The organism is Nonomuraea sp. SYSU D8015, assembly GCF_008065375.1.
Taxonomy (GTDB): domain Bacteria; phylum Actinomycetota; class Actinomycetes; order Streptosporangiales; family Streptosporangiaceae; genus Nonomuraea.
On record NZ_VJYI01000009.1, the window covers coordinates 206,689 to 225,522 of the forward strand.

Here is an 18,834-nt window from a genome sequence, read left to right on the forward strand (position 1 = left end):
TTAGATCACCTTGGGCTATCACAACCCAGGAGCGCCCCAGACCGGGAACCAGCGGCTGAGCTCGGCCTCCACCGGAAGCTCGCCCTCCAGCGCGCCCCTGACCTGCAACTCCAGAGCGGTGTCGCGTTTCTCTCCCTCGGTGAGCGGCGCGAACGGGTAGAACGTGCCCCGTTTGTACAGGTAGACGAGCGCCAGCCGCCGCCCGTCGGGGTCGGCGAACGACACCAGCGAGCACAACAGCGACGGCCCGAACCCGGCCGACTCCAGCGAGGAGTTGACCGCGTGCAGCTCGGTGACCAGGTCGCTCACCGCGTCGGGCGCGCGGCGCACCAGCAGCCAGGTGTAGCCGTAGCGGTCGCCGGACTCCTCGACGCGGTCGCCGAGCAGCGCCTTGACGTCGTTCTCGAGGGTGGCGAAGGCGCCGCCCTCGGCGGCGCGGAAGGACACCGAGCCGAGGCCGGTGGGCTCGAGCCCGGTCGCGGCCTGCAGTGTCACGGCCGCGGACGGTAGTGCGAACAGCGCGTCGAGGTCGGGCTTGGCCGGCTTCGACCGGCCCAGCAACGCGTCGAGCCAGCCCATGTGCGTCAGCCCCTTCCGAGCTGCTTGGATATGGCGGCCAACTGTTCCAGCCGCCGCTCCAGCGGCGGGTGGGTGGCGAAGAGTGTGGCGATCGACCGGCCGCCGGCCAGCGCCGGGGCGAAGTAGAAGGCGTTGTACGGCTCCGCCTCGCGCAGGTCGCGGGTCGGGATCCTGGCCATGTCGCCGGTGATCTTGGTCAACGCGCCGGCCAGGGCGGACGGGCGTTGCGTGAGCAGCGCCCCGGCCCGGTCGGCGGCCAGCTCACGGTAGCGCGACAGGGCGCGGGTGAGCAGGAAGCTGACGGCGTACACGAGCGCCGACACCAGCAGGATGATCGCTCCGACGGGTACGCCGCCCTGGCCGCCGCCCCGGCGGCCGCCGATCCCCGTGTAGAGGGCGACCCTGGTCATGAGCCCGGCCACGATGCCGAGGAACGAGGCGATCGTCATGACGGCGACGTCGCGGTGCGCGACGTGCGACAGCTCGTGGGCCAGCACGCCTTCGAGCTCTTGAGGCTCCAGGCGGCGCAGGATGCCGGTCGTCACGCAGACGACGGCCTTCTTCTGGTTGCGGCCGGTGGCGAACGCGTTGGGGACGTCGGATTCCGCGATCGCCACCCGCGGTTTCGGCATGTCGGCGAGCGCGCACAGCCGGTCGATCAGGCCGTGCAGCTCGGGGGCCTCCTGCGGTGACACCTCCCGCCCGTGCATCGCGAACAGGGCGATGCGGTCGGACAGGAAATACTGCACGAGCAGCAGCCCCCCGGCGAGCACCAGCACGGTCAGCGCCCGGACGCCGAGGGCGATCAGGACGCCGACGAACACGACGTAGAGCAGGCCGAGCAGGAACATCGTCGCGACCATGCGGCTGGTCAGGCCGCGGTCGGACGCGAACCGCGTGCGCACGGGCTCAGCCCGGGATGAGGCCCTGGTCGCCCAGCATCTCCCGGACCTCCTCGATCGAGGCGTCCGCGGGGGGAAGGATCAGCTCTGACGGCTCAAGGCTGTCGTCGGGGAGCGCCTTGCCCACGTGGCGCACCTTGTCGAGCAGCGCGTGCAGCTTGACGCGGAAGGCCTTCTCGTCGCCGACCTCGATGGCCGCCTCGAGCTCGGTGTCGAGCTGGTTGAGCACGACGATGTCGTCGGCGGAGATCTCCACCTGGCCCTCGCCCATGATCCTGACGATCATGCGCCCTCCCCGGGCTGGCGCAGCTGCTGGGTCGAGTTCTGGCCCTGCTGCTGGGGCTGCGCCTGCTGCTGAGGCTGGGCCTGCTGCTGCGGCTGCCCCTGCTCGATGGCGCTCTGCGGCGCCGGGCCCTGGCCCAGCTCGGCCTTCATCTTGGCCAGCTCCAGCTCGACGTCCATGCCGCCGCCCATGCGGTCGAGCTCGGCCTGGATGTCGTCGCCGCGGTTGCCGGTGAAGTCGTCGAGCGCGCCGCTGGCCAGCAGCTCGTCGATGGCGCCGGCGCGGGCCTGCATCTGCGCGGTCTTGTCCTCGGCGCGCTGGATCGCCAGGCCGACGTCGCCCATCTCCTCGGAGATGCCGGAGAACGCCTCGTTGATGCGCGTCTGCGCCTCGGCCGCGGTGTACGTCGCCTTGATCGTCTCCTTCTTCGTGCGGAAGGAGTCGACCTTGGCCTGCAGCCGCTGGGAAGCCGTGGTCAGCTTCTCCTCCTCGGCCTGCAGGTTGTCGTGCTGGACCTTGAGCTCGGCCATCTGCGACTGCAGGCTGGAGCGCCGCTGCAGCGCCTCCCTGGCGAGGTCTTCACGTCCGACGGACAGCGCCTTGCGGCCCTGCTCCTCCAGACGCCTGGCGGACTGCTCGAGGCCGTTGATCTGCAGCTCCACCCGCTTGCGCGACGTGGCCACGTCGGCCACGCCCCGGCGCACCTTCTGCAGCAGCTCCAGCTGCCGCTGGTAGGAGTAGTCCAGGGTCTCGCGCGGATCCTCCATCTTGTCCAAGGCCTTGTTGGCCTTGGACTTGAAGATCATCGAAAGTCTCTTCATCACGCTCATGCGCGTCGGCCGTCCCCTTCTAGGTCGTGCTGGTGGTCACCCAATGCAGCGCAGCCGCCTTGGGATTACCCTACGCATAACGCACGGGGGCGTCACTAAGTTGCACTCCAGGTAGGGTTGACGTCGTGTTGCGACGCCGTTCCCAAACCTCCGTGGACGACACCCCCGTCCCCGTTGACGATCCTAAGCCCCAAGGTAAAGGACGTCCCACCCCAAAGCGCCGAGATGCCGAAGGCAGGCGGCGCCAGCCGGTCAACGCGCCGAAAGACCGTAAAGAGGCCTATCGGCAGATGCGGGCCAAGCAGGCCGCCGAGCGCGAGAAAGCCCGCAAGGGCATGCTCGCAGGCGATGAGCGGTATTTTCCCGTCCGCGACAAGGGCCCCGCGCGCAAGTTCGCGCGTGACTGGGTCGACGCGCGGCGGCTGCCGAGCCAGTATTTCCTGCCGTTCTCGCTAGTGATCCTGCTGGCCACGTGGATTCCGTGGCCCATGGAGATGCGGGCGCTGGTGCTCAACCTCGTGATCACCATCGGCTGGCCGATCATGATGCTCGGCGTGCTGCTCACCTCCGTCTATGTGGCGTGGAAGGTGAAGCGCCTGGTGGCGCAGAAGCTGCCCGACGAGCCCGTCAGGGGCGTGGGCTTCTACGCCGCGATGCGCGCGCTGCAGATCCGCAGGCTGCGCTTCCCGCCGCCCGCGGTGCTGCCCGGCGGCAAGCCGGTCCCGCCGAAGAAGTAGCGCCTACCCGGCGTTCTCCCAGCGCAGCACGCCACGCCTGACCGCGGGCCGCCGGCCGTCGACGTCCTCACCCTGCTCCAGGGCGTCGGCGACGGCCCGCAGCAGCGCGTACGTGGACGGCAGGCGGGGCGCCATGCCCGAGACCCTGTCGTCCCATGCGACGGCGCCGCCGGCGGTCGACCACGGCGTACTCCGCGTTCTCGGAGTCGCGCTCCTTGAAATAGAGGAACGGGATCATCCGGCCGTTCCAGTACTCGGCGGCGCGATCGGTGCCGATGTCCGTGCCTTCCCGTGAGCACATGTCGCGCCAGGTGTCCCTGATCTCCCGGATGCTGAGGGCGTGTGCGCCGTGAGACCAGAAGCCCAACACCGACGCTCCCCGCGAGCCGTTGTGGCGCAGGAGCGAGACCCGCAGGTCGTCGGGGAAGTCCACGCCCATCTGCGACTCGGCGACGGCGATCGTGCGCGCCCTGCCGGGCCCGCCGAGCGTCCGGTACGTCCGGGGCGCGTTCGCCTTCAGCCACCGCTCGATCCGCCGCCACTGGCGGTCCACGGCCTGCTCGACCCCGGGATCGATCGGCCGCACGGTGACGGGGCGCGGGGCAGGCGAGCAGTCGGGGCCGGGGATCTCGGCCGGCGTCAGGGCCGGGACGGGCTGCGGCGCCGGCGTGACGGGCGGCCCGGTGGGAACGGGCGTGCCCGGGTCGCCCGGCCTGGCCGTGAGAGCCGCCCGCTCGGCCCGGGACGCCCTCCGCTCGTCCTCCGCCGCCTGCTGCGCCTCCGTCGGGAGCACCGCGGCCGCCAGCGTCACCACCACGATCGCCGCGATCGCGGCCCACACCAGGCCCATCCGCGGGCCGGTCGCCGGCCGCCGCGCGGGAGGTTCCGGCCGGGTGTCGGGCATGCGGGCGCGACGGCGCAGCCGTACCGCGATCGCGGTGAGGATGGCCGCCGTCAACGCGAGCCGTACGAGCTTCAGCACGTCGCGCACCCTATCCCGAAACAGATCACCCCATGGACCGGGATTAAGGTCGGATCCATGGAATTCCGACACCTCGGTCGCAGCGGTCTCAAGGTCAGCGAAATCAGCTACGGTAACTGGCTCACCCACGGCTCTCAGGTCGAGGAGGACGCCGCCAAGCAGTGCGTTCAGGCGGCGCTCGACGAGGGCATCACCACGTTCGACACCGCGGACGTCTACGCGGGGACGAAGGCAGAGGAGGTGCTCGGCCGGGCGCTCAAGGGCGTCCGCAGGGAGTCGCTGGAGATCTTCACCAAGGTCTACTGGCCGACGGGGCCCGGTCAGAACGACCGCGGCCTTTCGCGCAAGCACATCACCGAGTCGATCAACGGCTCGCTGCGCCGCCTGCAGACGGACTACGTGGACCTGTACCAGGCGCACCGGTTCGACTACGAGACGCCGCTGGAGGAGACGCTCAAGACGTTCGACGACCTCGTACGCCAGGGCAAGGTCCTCTACATCGGCGTCAGCGAGTGGACGGCCGACCAGATCGCGCAGGCGTTGAAGATCGCGGACGAGATGGGGTTCGACCGGATCGTGTCGAACCAGCCGCAGTACTCGATGCTGTGGCGGATCATCGAGGCCGAGATCGTGCCCCTGAGCGAGAAGGAGGGCATCGGCCAGATCGTCTGGTCGCCGATCGCCCAGGGCGTGCTCACCGGCAAGTACGTGCCCGGGCAGCAGCCGCCGGAGGGCTCGCGGGCCACCGACGCGAGCGGCAGCGCCATGATCGCCCGGTTCATGAACGACGACGTGCTGACCCGCGTACAGGAGCTCAAGCCGATCGCCGCCGACCTCGGGCTGAGCATGGCACAGCTGGCGATCGCCTGGGTGCTGCAGAACCCGAACGTCTCCAGCGCCATCGTCGGCGCCAGCCGTCCCGAGCAGGTGCGCGACAACGTGAAGGCGTCCGGCGTCAAGCTGGAGGCGGACGTGCTGCGGCGGATCGACGACGTGCTCGGCCCGGTCGTCGAGCGTGACCCGGCCAAGACGATGAGCCCGCGCACCCGCCCGTAACGGGCGCGACAACAAAAACCCCTTGAGCCACAACAGCGCTCAAGGGGTTTTTCATTTATCCCGGATTCACTCCGGGCGCAATGACAATCCCGCGTATTCGACGCGGTCCTCGTCGAGCAGCGCCACCTGCTCGACACCCAATTCGAGCAGGTCACGCCAGTTCTCGCCGAGCCAGGACTCCGCATCCGCCTGGCTCGGAAAAACTTCTCGCGGCAAAGGGCGGTCCGTCACCTCACCACCATTTGCATTTTCATAACGCCACCGCCATGTCATGCCATACGCTCCTTTTCCGCGGGTTCGCCGGCGCACCTTCCGACGGCACTGGAACCCTACTCCCGAGCTTGGAGGTCAATCGATGCTGCGCGCATGCCGTGTCGCGGCCAGGGTCGCGGCCGGGGTCGCCGCCGGGGTCGCCCTCGGGGCCGCCGCCCTGCTCTCCGTCCCGCTCTCCGCCGTCGCCTCTCCCTCCGCCGCGTCTGCCACCCCTCTGCCCGGTGCGGGCGATCCTGATGCCATGCGCGTGTGGAGCGTCTGGCAGAGCGACGGCACGGCCTGGCTGGCGTCCTCCGCCGGTTACTCGCCGCCGGACGGGGCGGTCATCGGCTGGCGCTTCTCCGCGGCGCCCGACGGGGCGGCGAGCGAGTCCCCGGGCGGGGAGCTGCCGTCGTTCGAGGGTGTGTGCGGGGCGGACCCGGCCGGGTCGGGGCACAAGCGGGTGGCGGTGGCGGTCGACTTCGGCGACGCCGACACCGACGCCTACCCCGGCGAACGCCCGCCCGGCCGGCAGGTGGTCAGGTGCGTGGCGGGCGCCGAGGACGCCACCGCGGCGCGCCTGCTCGCCTCGGCGGCCAAGGTACGCGTCGACGGGCAGGGCGACGTGGTGGCCGTCAACGACTACCCGGCCAGGCAGAAGGGCGGCGCCGCGGTGACCGCCGCCGCGCCCGCGGCCGTATCGGGGGACGGCCTGCCGATCGCGCTGATCGCGGGCGGAGTGGGCGCGCTGGCCCTCCTGGGCGGCACCGCCGTGGCCGCCACCCGCCACCACCGCCGCAAGCCCGCCATCCCAGCAGGCCGCTAGCCGATCCCATCCCGCCCGCCCCCGCGGGCGGCCACACTCCCGTCCCTCCGCCACCTCGGGCCACGCTGCTGGCCCTCCGCCACCCGTGGGGCCGACCACAGCTCCGGGTCCCGCCGTCACGGGTCGGCGGGCTCGCCACCGCTCTAGGCCGCTCTCCGTGGCGCCGCGCTGTCCGACAGGACCGTCTGCGTCAGGGCGAGCCGCCCGCGTCGCTAGGCCAGCGGCGACGGTTGGAGCGTCGGGCAGCGGTCACTCAGGGGGCACCCCTCCAGCCGCCCGCCCCGGCGGTGCCGCCGACCACCCGCCGACCACCCGCCGCCCAACCCAGCCGTGGCCCGATCCAGCGCGGAGCCACCGTGCCCAGCCCAAGCGGTCGGCGTTAGGTCCCGGCGGGGGGCGCTCCCGGGCGGGCGGGGTGCGCCCGGGCGCAGCGGGTTACGACCGGTCCGGGAGGGTCGGATCCGGTACACGCGGATTCGGGACGCGCGGATTCGGGACGCGCGGATTCGGGACGCGCGGATTCGGGACGCGCGGATTCGGGACGTGCGGAGTCGGGGCGGGCGGGTCCGGTCCGGGCGGCGTCGGGTTCGGGCGGCGTCGGGTTCGGGCGGCGTCGGGTTCGGGGCGGGTGATGTGCGGCGCGTGTGCCTTTGTACGCTCGGCGCGGTGAAGGTCCTTCTCTCTGGCACGGCGAGTGCGTCGGGGTGGCCCGTGCCCGGGTGCGGGTGCGCCTCCTGCGCCGGGTTGCCGTCCGGCCATCGCCGCCCGTTCGAGCTCGTCGTCGACGACGTCATCCCCTTCCCCTTCGCCGACGTGCCGCCCGGGTACCGGGCCTGCGCGCGCGGCCTCGGGCTGAGCGGGCCGGACGGCACGGCCCTCGTGTGCCTGCCACCAGGGCAGGACCTGCCGCCAGACGGGCCCTCCCGGTACGACGGGCCCTCCCGGTACGACGTGGTGCTGATCGACCTGCTGGACCGGCCCGAACGGCTCGGGGCGCTGCGGCGGGCGGGACTGGTGGACGAGGGGACCCGGGTGGTGGCCGTCGGGCTCGATCACCGGGTCCGGTCGGAGGAGGAGCTGGCCAGGCGGCTGCGGCTGTGGGGCGCGGTCGCCGTACCGGATGGGACGGTGCTGGAGACCGGGGCGGAGCACGCGACTCCGCGCGACCTGGTGCGGCGTGCGTTGCTGCTGGGCGGGTCCCGGTCGGGGAAGTCGGCGGAGGCGGAGCTGCGGCTGGCGGCCGAGCCGTACGTGACCTACGTCGCGACCGGGCCGGACGGCGTGGGAGACGGCGAGTGGGCCGCGCGGGTGAGGGCCCACCGGACGCGGCGCCCCGCGCACTGGGACACCGTCGAGACCATCGACCTGGCCGGCGCGATCCGGGGCGCCGCCAGGCCGCTGCTGATCGACGGGCTGGGGACCTGGCTGGCGGCGGTGTTCGACGCGCACGGGGCCTGGGAGGGCGACCGCGCCCCCGTCGAGGGGCGGTGCGACGAGCTGGTGGCGGCGTGGCGGCAGACGCCGCGGCCGATTGTCGCGGTGTCCGACGAGGTGGGGATGGGAGTGGTGCCCGCCACCGCCAGCGGGCGGGCGTTCAGGGACGCGCTCGGCCGGCTCAACGAGCGCCTCGCCGCCGAGTCCGAGTACGTGGCGCTGGTGGTCGCGGGACGCCCGCTCGCCCTGTGACCGCCGCGGACGGGAACCGCGGCGATCGCCGGTCGGTCGTCGCGGGCGCATCGGCACCCGGCGAAACGCCGCAGGCTACGGGCGGACGGCCCTGGCGTACCAGCGGCCGTCGAGGCGGTCCACGTGCAGGGGGCGGCCGAAGCAGTCGGAGAGGTTCGCCGGGGTCAGCACGTCCGACACCGGCCCGGCGGCCAGCACCCTGGCGTCGCGCATGAGCATGGCGTGCGTGGTCGTCGCCGGCACCTCCTCCAGGTGGTGCGTCACCGTCACCGTGGTCAGCACGGGCCTCGTCGTGGCGAGGTCCTCGATGGTGGCGATGAGGTCCTCCCGCGCCGGCAGGTCGAGCCCCGCGAACGGCTCGTCGAGCAGCAGCACCGCCGGGTCGGCCATGAGCGCCCTGGCCACCCTGATCCTGGCCCGCTCGCCCTGCGAGCACACCCGGAACGGCCGGTCGGCGAGGTCCTTGCAGCCCACGTCGGCCAGCATGCGCAGGGCCCGGTCCCGCTCGGTGTCCCCGTACTTGTCCCACAGTGGAACACTCGTCCCCGTGTGCCCGGTCAGCACCACGGTGTGCGCGGTCGCCCCCTCCTCCTCCATGAGCTCTTCGTCGATCAGCCGCTGGCTGGAGGCGACCAGGCCGATGTGGCGGCGCAACTCCCGCACGTCCACCCGCCCGAGCCGGTGGCCCAGCACCTTGACCGTGCCCTCGCTGGGATGCCGCACGGCGCCGGCCAGTGAGAGCAGCGTCGTCTTGCCCGCGCCGTTGGGGCCGAGGACCGCCCAGTGGTCGCCGTAGTCCACCTGCCAATCGACCGCGTCCAGCAAGGACTTGCCGACGACTCGGACACCTACGCCTTCGAGTTCAACCACGTGCATCCCGCCACACTAGTGGCCCTACGATCGTCCGATATGCGACTTCTGGACGGGGTGCGGTTCGCCGTCGGCACGCTCAGTGTCTTCCCCGTACGCGGCGGACGGGTGGATCGGGAGGTCGCGGGGCAGGCGATGATCCTGGCGCCGGCCGTCGGCGTGGTGCTCGGCGCGGTCGCCGGTCTGCCGTTGTTCCTCCCCGTGCCGGCGCTGCTGGGGGCGGCGCTGTCGCTCGGGCTGCTGGCCGTGCTGACGCGCGGCCTGCACCTGGACGGGCTCGCCGATCTGGCCGACGGTCTGGGCAGCGGCAAGCCCGCCGAACAGGCGCTCGCCATCATGAAGAAGTCGGACATCGGGCCGTTCGGCGTGATGGCGCTGGTGTTCACGCTGCTCGTGCAGGCGGCGGCGCTGGCGGAGGCCGGGTTCGCGGCGTTGGTGACGGCGTGCCTGGCGGGCCGGCTGATGCTGACGTGGGCCTGCCGGGCGCGCGTCCCCGCCGCCCGTCCCGACGGGCTGGGGGCGATGGTCGCGGGCACGGTACGCCCCTCCGCCCCCTGGCTCGTCACCGTGGCCGCCCTGCTCGCGTCCGCCTTCATCGGCCTGACCGTCGACCTGCGCGTCTGGGAGCGGGAGTCGGCGGCATGGCTCACGGGGTCGGACGTCCGCGCGGAAGGAAGGCAGGAGGGGGAGTTCCTCACGCCCGGGCTCAAGTACGCCGATCAGCCGGCGTCGGCCGACGCGTGGATGGGGGTGGTCTCCGGCACGACCCCGTGGACGGGTCCTTACCCGGGAGCCACCGGGCTGGGGCTGCCCGCCTCGCTCACGCTGCCGCTCGGCCTGCTCACCGGCCTGGGGGCCGCCATGCTGCTGCTCCGGCGCGCCGGGCGGCGGCTCGGCGGCATCACCGGCGACGTCCTCGGCGCGCTGGTGGAGACGGCGGCGGCCGCCGCGCTGGTGGCCTGCGCGATCCTCGGCTGAGCCGCCGCCCGGCCGAGGGTCAGGAGACCCGCTCCGGCTGCCGGATCGGGACGAAGCGGAGCAGGGCCGCGGCGGTCACCGCGAGCAGCGCCCACCCCACCAGGCCGGCCACCCCGACCAGCACCTCGTTCGGCGGCTCGGCGGCGTCGCCCAGGAGCAGGGCGACGGGGGCGACCGCGTTCAGCGAGCCGTGCGCCACGACGGCGGGCCACACGCTGCCCGTCCGCAGCCGCAGCCAGCCGAGCACCACCCCGGCCAGCACGCAGAAGCCGATGAAGAACAGCGCCGCCCACGACCCGAGCCGGGGGTAGTTGTAGCCGAGCAGCGTGAGGGGGGCGTGCCAGACGCCCCAGATCGCGCCGGAGAGCAGCAGTCCGGCGAAGACGCCGTTCGTGGAGACCAGCCGGGGCGCCAGCCAGCCGCGCCAGCCCCACTCCTCCCCCAGCGACGGGATCGCGTTGAGCACCGGACCGGCCACGACCGCCACCACGACCTGCAGCACGGCCACCGTGCCGAGATCGGCGGGCACCTGCACGCCCCGGCCCTCGAGCGTCGCCCGGAGCATGGAGAGCCCGCCGAGGTCCAGGGACGCCAGCCCGAGCACGGCGCTCACGGCGACCGACAGGAACACCAGCAGCGGGACGCCGAGCCAGGCGGCGAGCACGAGCGCGCCGGTGCGGCCCCTGCGCTCGCCGAGGGTCAGCCCGGTCTCCCTGGCCCACTCCTTGAACGGCTTGCGCGAGACGGCCCACACGCCGAGCACGCCTGCCGTGGGGGTGAACATCATGAGTGTGGCCAGCCCGGGCGTCAGCGGCGAGCTCAGCCCGCCGTCCAGCCAGACGGGGAGCACGGCCGCCCAGGACAGCCCGAAGGCGAGGACGATGAAGATGAGGAGGGGTCTTTTCATGGCTCCACTCGTTCGGCGATGAGAGCGTTGATGAGGGACGCGCCGCGCGTGGCGTCGTCGATGCTGATCGCCAGTTGCCCGCCTCCCCGATAGCCGAGCACCAGGCATTCGCCGCCGCGCAGCATGATGGTGGCACTCCCGGGCAGTCCGCGGACGCCCCATCCGCCGACCCCGCTCGGAGATCGCTCCTCCGACCAGGCCGACCGGATCTTGGAGATCGGGATGCGGCGCGCCGGCCGGCCCAGGGGGCCGAACCGGATGACGACCCGGTCGTCGCTCACGTGCACGGAGAGCGACGAGGTGAGCAGCCCGAGCACGAGGATGAGGACCGGGCCCGGCAGGACCGAGGCCGCCAGGCCGCCCGGCACCACCCCGGCGAGGTGGAGCACGGCCAGCAGGGCGATGGCCGCGCCCGCGACGGCGGCGGTGAGCCCCAGCCACGGGTTGGCGACATGGCCGACCCAGACGGCGCGCTGCCCTGCCCTGAGCCGCAGGCGGGGCGGCGTCCGCCCAGGGGGAGCGGCCGGGTCGGGCGCCCCCCTTCCGAAGCGGCCGGCGAGCACGGCGGCGGCCAGCATGGCGCCGATGACCGCGGGGACGCCCCAGCCCGGCAGCCGCGCCGCGGACCAGTGGGGGGCGTCGAGGTTGGCGAGGACGGTCGTGGCGTTCATGCCCGCCGCGAACACGCCCATCCCGGCCAGCAGGCCCCAGCAGAACATCCGGCCCTGCCTCCGGGCCGGCACCCTGCCGCGCACCGCCGCGCCCAGCACGGCCAGCCACGGCACACCCCACACCGTCACCGCCATCGCCAGGTACGCGAGGAACGACATGTGGCCGTCGGCGACGCCGCCCGGTCCCCAGTGCGTGGCCAGCGGATCAGGCAGCCGATCCCGCACGGCCATCGGCAACAGGACCTGCACGGCAGTGACCAGCAGGCCCCAGGAGATGGCGGCGAGGCGGGGGTTCATGGCAGTTCCTCCAGGATGGCGATGAGGTCGTCGCGGTCGTAACCGTGCTTTCTGGCCTCCTCCAGCAGCTCGCGGGCCCGCTGCACGAGCAGCGCGCGCCCGTCGGCGCGGCCCGCGACGCTGACGCCGCGCCCGCGCCGGAACTCCAGCAGCCCCTCGTCGCGCAGGTCGCGCAACGCGCGCAGCACGGTGTTGGGGTTGATGCCGAGCGCGCGCGCCAGGTCGCGGGCGGGCGGGAGGCGGTCTCCCGGCGCATAGGAGCCCTCCCCTATCGCACGCCGGATCGCGCCGGCCACCTGCTCGTGCAGGGGCCGAGCGTCATTGAGATCGAGCGTCAGCAACATGGTGCCAATGAGACTAGCACCATGTCTCGCGCAGCATGAACGGGAGGTGGAGGCCGAAGATTTGTAGGATGAACCCCTGTTTGTGAGTACGCAGAAGACCTGGATAGCATCGGTTTACGTGACCACCGTGCGGCTGAACTCAGCAGATCCCGTCTCGCTAGACACCGACGCGTTGATCGTCGGCTTCCGCTCCGGCCAGGACGGCCCCAGCCCCGCCCCGGGCGCCGAGTCCCTCGACGGGGCCTTCGGGGGCAGGCTGGCCGCCTCGCTCGCGGCCGTCGCCTTCTCCGGCAAGAGCGGGGAGGTGGCCAAGCTGCCCACGTTCGGTGCCATCGCCGCCCCGCTGCTGGTCGCGGTAGGGCTGGGCGACTCCTACGACGCCGAGGGTCTGCGCCGCGCCGCCGGCGCCGCCGTACGGTCACTCGCCGGCACCTCCCGCGCCGCCCTCGCCCTGCCCGCCGGCTCCCTCGAGGAGGCCGAGGCGGTCGCGCTCGGCGGCCTGCTCGGCGCGTACGCCTTCGACCGTTACCGCACGAACGGCGAGCAGAAGCCGCCGGTGGCCGAGCTGACCGTGGTCTCCGGGCAGCCCGAGGCCGTCGCCGAGCGCGCGAGCGTGCTGGCCGAGTCGGTCACGCTGGTGCGCGACCTGGTCAACACGCCTCCGTCCGACCTGTGGCCGGCCAAGTTCGCCGAGATCGCCGAGCAGGTCGGCGGCAAGGCGGGGCTGAGCGTCGAGGTCCTCGACGACAAGCAGCTCAAGGACGGCGGCTACGGCGGCCTCATCGGCGTCGGCCAGGGCTCGGCCAACCCGCCGCGCCTGGTCCGCCTGTCCTACCGCCACCCCGAGGCCGGCAAGACGCTCGCCTTCGTGGGCAAGGGCATCACCTTCGACTCGGGCGGCCTGTCGCTCAAGCCGTCCAACGCGATGGACTGGATGAAGTCCGACATGGGCGGCGCGGGCGCCGTGCTCGGCGCGATGCTCGGCATCGCCAGGCTCGGCCTCCCCGTCAACGCCGTCGGCTACCTCTGCCTGGCCGAAAACCTGCCGAGCGGCACCGCGCAGCGCCCCTCCGACGTCATCCACAGCTACAGCGGCAAGACCGTCGAGGTCCTCGACACCGACGCCGAGGGCCGCCTGGTGCTGATGGACGGCATCGCCAGGGCCGCCGAGGACGACCCCGACCTGATCGTCGACGTGGCCACCCTCACGGGCGCGCAGATCGTCGCGCTCGGCTGGCGCACCGCCGGCGTCATGGCCAACGACGACGCCATCAGAGAGCTCGTCGTCGAGGCCGCCGGCGCGGCCGGCGAGGGCGCGTGGGGCATGCCGCTGCCCGAGGAGCTGCGCAAGGGCCTCGACTCACCGATCGCCGACATCGCCAACCTCCAGCCGGAGCGGTGGGGCAGCATGCTGGCGGCGGGCATCTTCCTGAAGGAGTTCGTGCCCGACGGGGTGCGCTGGGCCCACATCGACATGGCCGGGCCCGCCTTCAACAAGGGCGAGCCGTACGGCTATATCCCGAAGGGCGGCACGGGCGCCATCACCCGCACCCTCATCGGACTCGCCGAGCGGCACGCGAGCATCTGAAACAAATGGAAAGATGACGGCTACACGAACACCCCGACAAGGAGCCTTCCGTGGCCTATGACATCGTCGTCCTGGGGGGCGGCAGCGGCGGATACGCCTGCGCCCTGCGGGCGGCTGAGCTGGGCAAGTCGGTCGCCCTGATCGAAAAGGACAAGATCGGCGGCACCTGCCTGCACAGGGGATGCATCCCCACGAAGGCTCTGCTGCACTCGGCCGAGGTCGCCGACGAGACGCGCGAGAGCGAGTCCTTCGGCGTCAAGGCCCGCTTCGAGGGCATCGACGTCCAGGGCGTCCACGCCTTCAAGGACAAGATCGTCACGCGGGCCTGGAAGGGCGTGCAGGGCCTGCTCAAGGGCGCGGGCGTGACGATCGTCGAAGGCGAGGGCCGCCTGGTCGGCGCCAACCGCGTCCAGGTCGGCTCGGAGATCTACGAGGGCCGCAACCTCGTCCTGGCCACCGGGTCGGCGCCCAAGACGCTGCCGGGGCTGGAGATCGACGGCGAGCGCGTCATCACCAGCGAGCACACCCTGAAGATGGACCGCGTGCCCACCTCGGTCATCGTGCTGGGCGGCGGCGTGATCGGCGTCGAGCTGGCCAGCGTCTACCGCTCGTTCGGCGCCGAGGTCACCATCGTCGAGGCGCTGCCGCACCTGCTGCCGACCGAGGAGGAGTCCAGCTCCAAGCTGCTCGAGCGGGCCTTCCGCCGCCGCGGCATCAAATACGAGCTGGGCGTCTTCTTCGACAGCGCCAAGACCACCGAGACGGGCGTCGTCGTCACGCTGGCCAACGGCAAGACCCTCGACGCCGAGCTGCTGCTCGTCGCGGTCGGCCGCGGCGCGGTCTCCTCGGGCATGGGCTTCGAGGAGCAGGGCATCGCCATCGAGCGCGGCGCGGTCGTGGTCGACGAGCACTGCCGCACGTCCGTGCCGGGCGTCTACGCCATCGGCGACCTGATCCCGACGCTGCAGCTGGCCCACGCCGGCTTCGCCGAGGGCATCATGGTGGCCGAGCACATCGCCGGGCTCAACCCGCCGCCCATCGACTACGCGGGCGTGCCGCGCATCACCTACTCCGACCCCGAGGTCGCCTCGGTCGGGATCACGTCGGCGCAGGCGGCCGAGCGCGGCATCGAGATCGTCGAGCAGGTCTACGACCTCGCGGGAAACCCGAAGAGCCAGATCCTCGGCACCTCGGGCGCGGTCAAGGTCATCGCCCAGAAGGACGGCCCCGTCGTCGGTGTCCACATGGTCGGCCGGCGCATCGGCGAGCTCGTCACGGAGGGTCAGCTGATCTACAACTGGGAGGCGCTGCCCGCAGAGGTCGCCCAGCTCATCCACGCACACCCGACCCAGTCCGAGGCCATGGGTGAGGCGATGCTGGCCCTGGCCGGCAAGCCGCTGCACGTCCACAACTAGTCCAGCCCTCGAGATCAGAACGCGAGAGAAGAATAACGATGCCGGTCTCCGTACAGATGCCCCAGCTCGGCGAGAGCGTGACCGAGGGCACCGTAACCCGTTGGCTGAAGAAGGAGGGCGAGCGCGTCGAAGCTGACGAGCCGCTCCTCGAGGTGTCGACCGACAAGGTCGACACCGAGATCCCGTCGCCGTCCGCGGGTGTGCTCACCAAGATCGTGGTGGCGGAGGACGAGACGGTCGAGGTCGGGGCCGAGCTCGCCGTCATCGACGAGAACGCCCAGCCGGGCGCCGCCGCCCCGGCCCCCGAGGCCGCCGCTCCCGCCGCGGCGCCCGCGCCGCAGCCCGAGCCTGAGCCTGAGCCCGCCCCCACGCCGGCCCCGCCGGTCTCCTCGATCCCGCAGCCGGCGCCTGCGCAGCCCGCCCAGCCGACGCCGCCGCCCGCTCCGGCTCCCGCGCCTGCTCCGGCCCCGCAGGCCGCTCCCCCGGCGCAGCCGGTCGCCGAGCCGACGCCGCTGCCGTCGGGCGAGAGCCCGTACGTCACGCCGCTGGTGCGCAAGCTCGCCAACGAGCACGGCGTCGACCTCGACTCGATCACCGGCACCGGCGTCGGCGGCCGCATCCGCAAGCAGGACGTGCTCGAGGCGGCCAAGGCGCAGCGCGAGAAGGCCGCCGCGGCCCAGGCCGCCCCGGCTCCCGCCGCCCAGCCCGCCGCCGCGCAGCCCGCTCCCGCCGCCCCGGCTCCGGCCGCGCAGGCTCCGGCCGCGCAGGCTCCGGCCGCCGCGGCGCCCGAGCCGGTGGAGGTCGACACGACGCTGCGGGGCCGCACGGAGAAGATGTCGCGGCTGCGCCAGACCATCGCCAAGCGGATGGTCGAGTCGCTGCAGACCGCGGCGCAGCTCACGTCGGTCGTCGAGGTCGACGTCACCAAGATCGCGCGGCTGCGGGCGCGGGCGAAGGACGAGTTCCTCCGCCGCGAGGGCGTGAAGCTGACCTTCACCCCGTTCTTCGCGATGGCCACGGTCGAGGCGCTCAAGCAGCACCCGAAGCTCAACGCCACGATCAACAACGAGACCAACGAGGTGACCTACTTCGACGTCGAGAACCTCGGCATCGCGGTGGACACCGAGCGCGGCCTGCTGGCGGCGGTCGTCAAGAACGCCGGCGACCTCAACCTGGCCGGTCTCGCCCGCAAGATCACCGACCTCGCCGATCGCACCCGCAACAACCAGGTGACGCCCGACGAGATCACCGGCGGCACGTTCACGCTGACCAACACCGGCAGCCGCGGCGCGCTGTTCGACACGCCGATCCTCAACCAGCCGCAGGTCGGCATGCTCGGCACCGGCGCCGTCGTGAAGCGGCCCGTGGTGGTCGACACGCCTGAGGGCGAGGTCATCGCGGTGCGGTCGATGGTCTACCTGGCGCTGACGTACGACCACCGCCTGGTGGACGGCGCGGACGCGGCGCGCTTCCTGACGACGATCAAGCGCCGTCTGGAGGAGGGCCGTTTCGAGGCCCAGCTCGGCCTGGCGTAAGGCTCGCCCGAACGGCCGGACGTCCCCTGCACTGGGGCGTCCGGCCTTTCGTTTTCCGAGTGCGCGTCGCTTCTGCGCCCGGCCCTCCGCCGCGGCCGGCGGCGACACCGGCCCCGGAGCCGATGCACATGTGCGGCCACAGCATGCGGGCAGGGACGCGGCCCGACGGGACGCGGAAACGTGGGCCGCCGGGACGTGCAGCACCTCCGGGCCAGTGCTCAGGACAGGGGGAAAGGGAGCGAAGGAGCGGCGCGGTGCAGAACGCACGCCGGGATGCCGGGCGCCCCGCCGCGTCGTTGCGTCGCGGCCGGTCGGCGCAGGTGGACGCGAATGCCGGGGCGCAGTACGCGCCAGGACGGCGTTCGGCGGGTGGCGGGCGTACTGTGGGCGTATGGCGATCATCGTGACGGGGGCGTCGGGGCTGCTGGGGCCCGTGCTCGTCCAGGCGCTCAGGGACGAGGGCCGGGAGGTCGTGCGGCTGGTGCGCAGGACGCCGCGCGCCCCCGATGAGGCGTTCTGGCAGCCGGGTGAGCAGGTGGTCGACCTGGCGGCGCTGGACGGGGCCGAGGCCGTGGTGCATCTGGCCGGCGCGCCGATCGGGGACAAGCGGTGGAGCGAGGCGTACAAGCGCGAGCTCGTGTCCAGCCGCGTGGAGGGCACCCGGCTGCTCGTGAACGCGATGCGCGAGGTGGCCGCGCCGCCCCAGGTGCTTCTGTCCGCCTCAGGAGTGGACTTCTACGGCGACACCGGCGACCGGGAGATCGACGAGGGCCAGGGCAAGGGGACGGGGTTCCTGGCCGACCTGTGCGAGCGCTGGGAGGCCGAGGCGGGCCGGGCCGCGGAGGCCGGGATCAGGACCGTGCGCATGCGGACCGGGCTGGTGCTGAGCAAGAAGGGCGGCGCCCTTGGGCGGATGCTGCCGATCTTCAAGATGGGGCTGGGGGCGCCGCTGGGGTCGGGGAAGCAGTACTGGTCGTGGATCAGCGTGGACGACTGGGTGGGGGCCGCGCTGCACGTGCTGAAGCATCAGGACGTGGCCGGGCCGGTGAACTTCACCTCCCCCTCCCCCGTCACCAACACCGAGTTCACCCGCACGCTCGCCGCGGCCCTGCGCAGGAGCGCGATGCCGATCCCCGTTCCGGCGTTCGCGCTCTCCGCCGGCCTGGGCGAGTTCGCCCGCGAGGCGCTGCTGCCGGGCCACCGCGTCCTGCCGCGCAAGCTGCTCGACAGCGGCTACCGCTTCACCCATACGCATCTCGACGAGGCACTGAGCGCCGTACTGTAGTGGCCGTTCCGTCATTCGTTCAGGTGGGGAGATCTTTACATGGCCCGGTCAGGACAGTCGCACATCGTCGCCATCGGGGGCGGCTCGTTCCGCCCGAGCCCGCGCTACAGCTTCATCGAGCCGAGCGGTCTGCTGCGCTACGCGCTCGACCTGACCGGGCAGGACCGGCCGAAGCTCGGCCTGCTCGCCACCGCGACCGGCGACTCCGCCGACTGGCTGCTGAAGATGTACGGCGCGTTCGCCGACTGGGACGTCGAGGTGAGCCACCTGACGGTGTTCCCGATGCCCAACGTCGCCGACCCCAGGGCGTGGATCCTGGAGCAGGACATGATCTACGTAAGCGGCGGCAGCGTGGCCAACCTGATGGCGCTGTGGCGGCTGCACGGGCTGGACGAGGCGCTGACCGAGGCGTGGCGGGCCGGCGTGGTGCTGTGCGGGCAGAGCGCCGGCGCCCTGTGCTGGCACGTGGGCGGCAACACCGACTCCTTCGGCCCCGAGCTGCGGCCCTGGTCCGACGGGCTCGCCCTGCTGCCCTACTCGTGCGGCGTCCACTACGACTCCGACCCGCAGCGCCGCCCCCTGCTGCACGAGTCGGTGGCGAGCGGCGAGCTGCCCGGCGGTTACGCCGCCGACGAGGGCGTCGCCCTTCACTACGTGGGCACGGAGTTCATCCAGGCGGTCACCGTCGAGCCGGGCGGCTACGCCTACCGGCTCGAACACGACGGGGAGAACGGGGTCAAGGAGTTCAGGATCGAGCCTCGTCTCCTCACCCCCTGAATTACCCTTCAAGGGTGAGGGAACGGCACAATAG

20 protein-coding genes are annotated in these 18,834 nt (G+C 72.5%); 10 read left to right on the forward strand and 10 right to left on the reverse strand.

Going from position 1 to position 18,834, the window contains the following annotated elements:
• Positions 1–18: 18 nt before the first annotated feature.
• The 4 genes from pspAB to ID574_RS33190 are packed head-to-tail and all read right to left on the reverse strand — an operon-like array spanning position 19 to position 2,594.
• Entirely contained in the window at positions 19–579 is a 561-nt protein-coding gene (gene pspAB / locus ID574_RS33175) for a PspA-associated protein PspAB (protein WP_188192927.1), read from the reverse strand.
• Between the two features lie 5 nt (positions 580–584).
• A complete protein-coding gene (gene htpX, locus ID574_RS33180; RefSeq protein ID WP_262496082.1) occupies positions 585–1,442 on the reverse strand; it encodes a zinc metalloprotease HtpX in 858 nt (285 codons plus the stop codon).
• Positions 1,443–1,488: 46 nt separating this feature from the next.
• Positions 1,489–1,767: a PspA-associated protein PspAA gene (pspAA, locus tag ID574_RS33185; RefSeq protein WP_188192929.1), complete on the reverse strand. Its 279-nt coding sequence runs from the start codon at positions 1,765–1,767 to the stop codon at positions 1,489–1,491.
• Positions 1,764–2,594, reverse strand: a complete 831-nt coding sequence (locus ID574_RS33190; protein WP_188192930.1) for a PspA/IM30 family protein — start codon at positions 2,592–2,594, stop codon at positions 1,764–1,766. Before ID574_RS33190 ends, pspAA begins: the two co-directional genes overlap by 4 nt.
• A 152-nt stretch (positions 2,595–2,746) precedes the next feature.
• Here ID574_RS33190 and ID574_RS33195 point away from each other — a divergent pair, with 152 nt between their 5' ends.
• Complete coding sequence (locus tag ID574_RS33195; RefSeq protein ID WP_223167311.1) at positions 2,747–3,331, forward strand: DUF3043 domain-containing protein; 585 nt, start codon at positions 2,747–2,749, stop codon at positions 3,329–3,331.
• Positions 3,332–3,398: 67 nt separating this feature from the next.
• Here ID574_RS33195 and ID574_RS33200 read toward each other — a convergent pair whose 3' ends face one another.
• Positions 3,399–4,313, reverse strand: a complete 915-nt coding sequence (locus ID574_RS33200; protein ID WP_188192931.1) for an SMI1/KNR4 family protein — start codon at positions 4,311–4,313, stop codon at positions 3,399–3,401.
• Between the two features lie 57 nt (positions 4,314–4,370).
• Here ID574_RS33200 and ID574_RS33205 point away from each other — a divergent pair, with 57 nt between their 5' ends.
• Positions 4,371–5,369, forward strand: a complete 999-nt coding sequence (locus tag ID574_RS33205; RefSeq protein ID WP_188192932.1) for an aldo/keto reductase family protein — start codon at positions 4,371–4,373, stop codon at positions 5,367–5,369.
• Between the two features lie 66 nt (positions 5,370–5,435).
• On the opposite strand, the gene ID574_RS33210 is transcribed toward ID574_RS33205, so the two are convergent.
• Positions 5,436–5,642: a hypothetical protein gene (locus tag ID574_RS33210; RefSeq protein ID WP_188192933.1), complete on the reverse strand. Its 207-nt coding sequence runs from the start codon at positions 5,640–5,642 to the stop codon at positions 5,436–5,438.
• An 82-nt stretch (positions 5,643–5,724) separates the two neighbouring features.
• On the opposite strand from ID574_RS33210, the gene ID574_RS33215 reads away from it, so the two are divergent.
• Positions 5,725–6,447: an SCO2322 family protein gene (locus ID574_RS33215; protein WP_188192934.1), complete on the forward strand. Its 723-nt coding sequence runs from the start codon at positions 5,725–5,727 to the stop codon at positions 6,445–6,447.
• Positions 6,448–7,113: 666 nt separating this feature from the next.
• Positions 7,114–8,133 carry a bifunctional adenosylcobinamide kinase/adenosylcobinamide-phosphate guanylyltransferase gene (locus ID574_RS33220; protein WP_188192935.1) on the forward strand — a complete coding sequence of 340 codons (1,020 nt, stop codon included), beginning with the start codon at positions 7,114–7,116 and terminating at the stop codon, positions 8,131–8,133.
• Positions 8,134–8,208: 75 nt separating this feature from the next.
• Here the strand turns inward: ID574_RS33220 and ID574_RS33225 are convergent, their stop codons facing one another.
• Positions 8,209–9,009: an ABC transporter ATP-binding protein gene (locus ID574_RS33225; protein ID WP_188192936.1), complete on the reverse strand. Its 801-nt coding sequence runs from the start codon at positions 9,007–9,009 to the stop codon at positions 8,209–8,211.
• A 33-nt stretch (positions 9,010–9,042) separates the two neighbouring features.
• Between ID574_RS33225 and ID574_RS33230 the strand changes: the two genes are divergently transcribed.
• The gene (locus ID574_RS33230) at positions 9,043–9,981 is read left to right on the forward strand and encodes an adenosylcobinamide-GDP ribazoletransferase (protein ID WP_188192937.1); all 939 of its coding nucleotides are present in this window, start codon (positions 9,043–9,045) and stop codon (positions 9,979–9,981) included.
• Between the two features lie 19 nt (positions 9,982–10,000).
• On the opposite strand, the gene ID574_RS33235 is transcribed toward ID574_RS33230, so the two are convergent.
• Genes ID574_RS33235 through ID574_RS33245 form a run of 3 tightly spaced genes read right to left on the reverse strand, consistent with a single transcriptional unit; the run spans position 10,001 to position 12,200 of the window.
• Positions 10,001–10,888: a CPBP family intramembrane glutamic endopeptidase gene (locus tag ID574_RS33235; protein WP_188192938.1), complete on the reverse strand. Its 888-nt coding sequence runs from the start codon at positions 10,886–10,888 to the stop codon at positions 10,001–10,003.
• Positions 10,885–11,856 (reverse strand): DUF1648 domain-containing protein, encoded by a 972-nt coding sequence (locus ID574_RS33240; RefSeq protein WP_188192939.1) that lies wholly within the window; start codon positions 11,854–11,856, stop codon positions 10,885–10,887. Before ID574_RS33240 ends, ID574_RS33235 begins: the two co-directional genes overlap by 4 nt.
• Positions 11,853–12,200 (reverse strand): GntR family transcriptional regulator, encoded by a 348-nt coding sequence (locus tag ID574_RS33245; protein WP_188192940.1) that lies wholly within the window; start codon positions 12,198–12,200, stop codon positions 11,853–11,855. Before ID574_RS33245 ends, ID574_RS33240 begins: the two co-directional genes overlap by 4 nt.
• Positions 12,201–12,318: 118 nt before the next feature.
• Here ID574_RS33245 and ID574_RS33250 point away from each other — a divergent pair, with 118 nt between their 5' ends.
• The 5 genes from ID574_RS33250 (at position 12,319) to ID574_RS33270 (ending at position 18,800) form a co-directional block, all read left to right on the forward strand.
• The gene (locus ID574_RS33250) at positions 12,319–13,788 is read left to right on the forward strand and encodes a leucyl aminopeptidase (RefSeq protein WP_188192941.1); all 1,470 of its coding nucleotides are present in this window, start codon (positions 12,319–12,321) and stop codon (positions 13,786–13,788) included.
• A 50-nt stretch (positions 13,789–13,838) separates the two neighbouring features.
• Positions 13,839–15,203 carry a dihydrolipoyl dehydrogenase gene (lpdA, locus tag ID574_RS33255; protein WP_188192942.1) on the forward strand — a complete coding sequence of 455 codons (1,365 nt, stop codon included), beginning with the start codon at positions 13,839–13,841 and terminating at the stop codon, positions 15,201–15,203.
• A 38-nt stretch (positions 15,204–15,241) separates the two neighbouring features.
• The gene (sucB, locus tag ID574_RS33260) at positions 15,242–16,738 is read left to right on the forward strand and encodes a 2-oxoglutarate dehydrogenase, E2 component, dihydrolipoamide succinyltransferase (RefSeq protein WP_188192943.1); all 1,497 of its coding nucleotides are present in this window, start codon (positions 15,242–15,244) and stop codon (positions 16,736–16,738) included.
• A 391-nt stretch (positions 16,739–17,129) separates the two neighbouring features.
• Positions 17,130–18,023 carry a TIGR01777 family oxidoreductase gene (locus tag ID574_RS33265; protein WP_188192944.1) on the forward strand — a complete coding sequence of 298 codons (894 nt, stop codon included), beginning with the start codon at positions 17,130–17,132 and terminating at the stop codon, positions 18,021–18,023.
• Between the two features lie 39 nt (positions 18,024–18,062).
• Positions 18,063–18,800, forward strand: coding sequence for a Type 1 glutamine amidotransferase-like domain-containing protein (locus ID574_RS33270; protein ID WP_188192945.1), 738 nt, complete (start codon positions 18,063–18,065; stop codon positions 18,798–18,800).
• Positions 18,801–18,834: the final 34 nt, after the last annotated feature.

Bases quoted from the DNA above. Each gene is read 5' to 3' on its own strand.
- ID574_RS33225 (WP_188192936.1), bottom strand. From the start codon at position 9,009: ATGCACGTGGTTGAACTCGAAGGCGTAGGTGTCCGAGTCGTCGGCAAG.
- ID574_RS33190 (WP_188192930.1), bottom strand. From the start codon at position 2,594: ATGAGCGTGATGAAGAGACTTTCGATGATCTTCAAGTCCAAGGCCAAC.
- pspAB (WP_188192927.1), bottom strand. From the start codon at position 579: ATGGGCTGGCTCGACGCGTTGCTGGGCCGGTCGAAGCCGGCCAAGCCC.
- ID574_RS33230 (WP_188192937.1), top strand. From the start codon at position 9,043: ATGCGACTTCTGGACGGGGTGCGGTTCGCCGTCGGCACGCTCAGTGTC.
- ID574_RS33270 (WP_188192945.1), top strand. From the start codon at position 18,063: ATGGCCCGGTCAGGACAGTCGCACATCGTCGCCATCGGGGGCGGCTCG.
- pspAA (WP_188192929.1), bottom strand. From the start codon at position 1,767: ATGATCGTCAGGATCATGGGCGAGGGCCAGGTGGAGATCTCCGCCGAC.
- ID574_RS33240 (WP_188192939.1), bottom strand. From the start codon at position 11,856: ATGAACCCCCGCCTCGCCGCCATCTCCTGGGGCCTGCTGGTCACTGCC.
- ID574_RS33265 (WP_188192944.1), top strand. From the start codon at position 17,130: ATGGCGATCATCGTGACGGGGGCGTCGGGGCTGCTGGGGCCCGTGCTC.
- ID574_RS33245 (WP_188192940.1), bottom strand. From the start codon at position 12,200: ATGTTGCTGACGCTCGATCTCAATGACGCTCGGCCCCTGCACGAGCAG.
- ID574_RS33215 (WP_188192934.1), top strand. From the start codon at position 5,725: ATGCTGCGCGCATGCCGTGTCGCGGCCAGGGTCGCGGCCGGGGTCGCC.
- ID574_RS33210 (WP_188192933.1), bottom strand. From the start codon at position 5,642: ATGACATGGCGGTGGCGTTATGAAAATGCAAATGGTGGTGAGGTGACG.
- sucB (WP_188192943.1), top strand. From the start codon at position 15,242: ATGCCGGTCTCCGTACAGATGCCCCAGCTCGGCGAGAGCGTGACCGAG.
- ID574_RS33205 (WP_188192932.1), top strand. From the start codon at position 4,371: ATGGAATTCCGACACCTCGGTCGCAGCGGTCTCAAGGTCAGCGAAATC.
- ID574_RS33235 (WP_188192938.1), bottom strand. From the start codon at position 10,888: ATGAAAAGACCCCTCCTCATCTTCATCGTCCTCGCCTTCGGGCTGTCC.
- htpX (WP_262496082.1), bottom strand. From the start codon at position 1,442: ATGGTCGCGACGATGTTCCTGCTCGGCCTGCTCTACGTCGTGTTCGTC.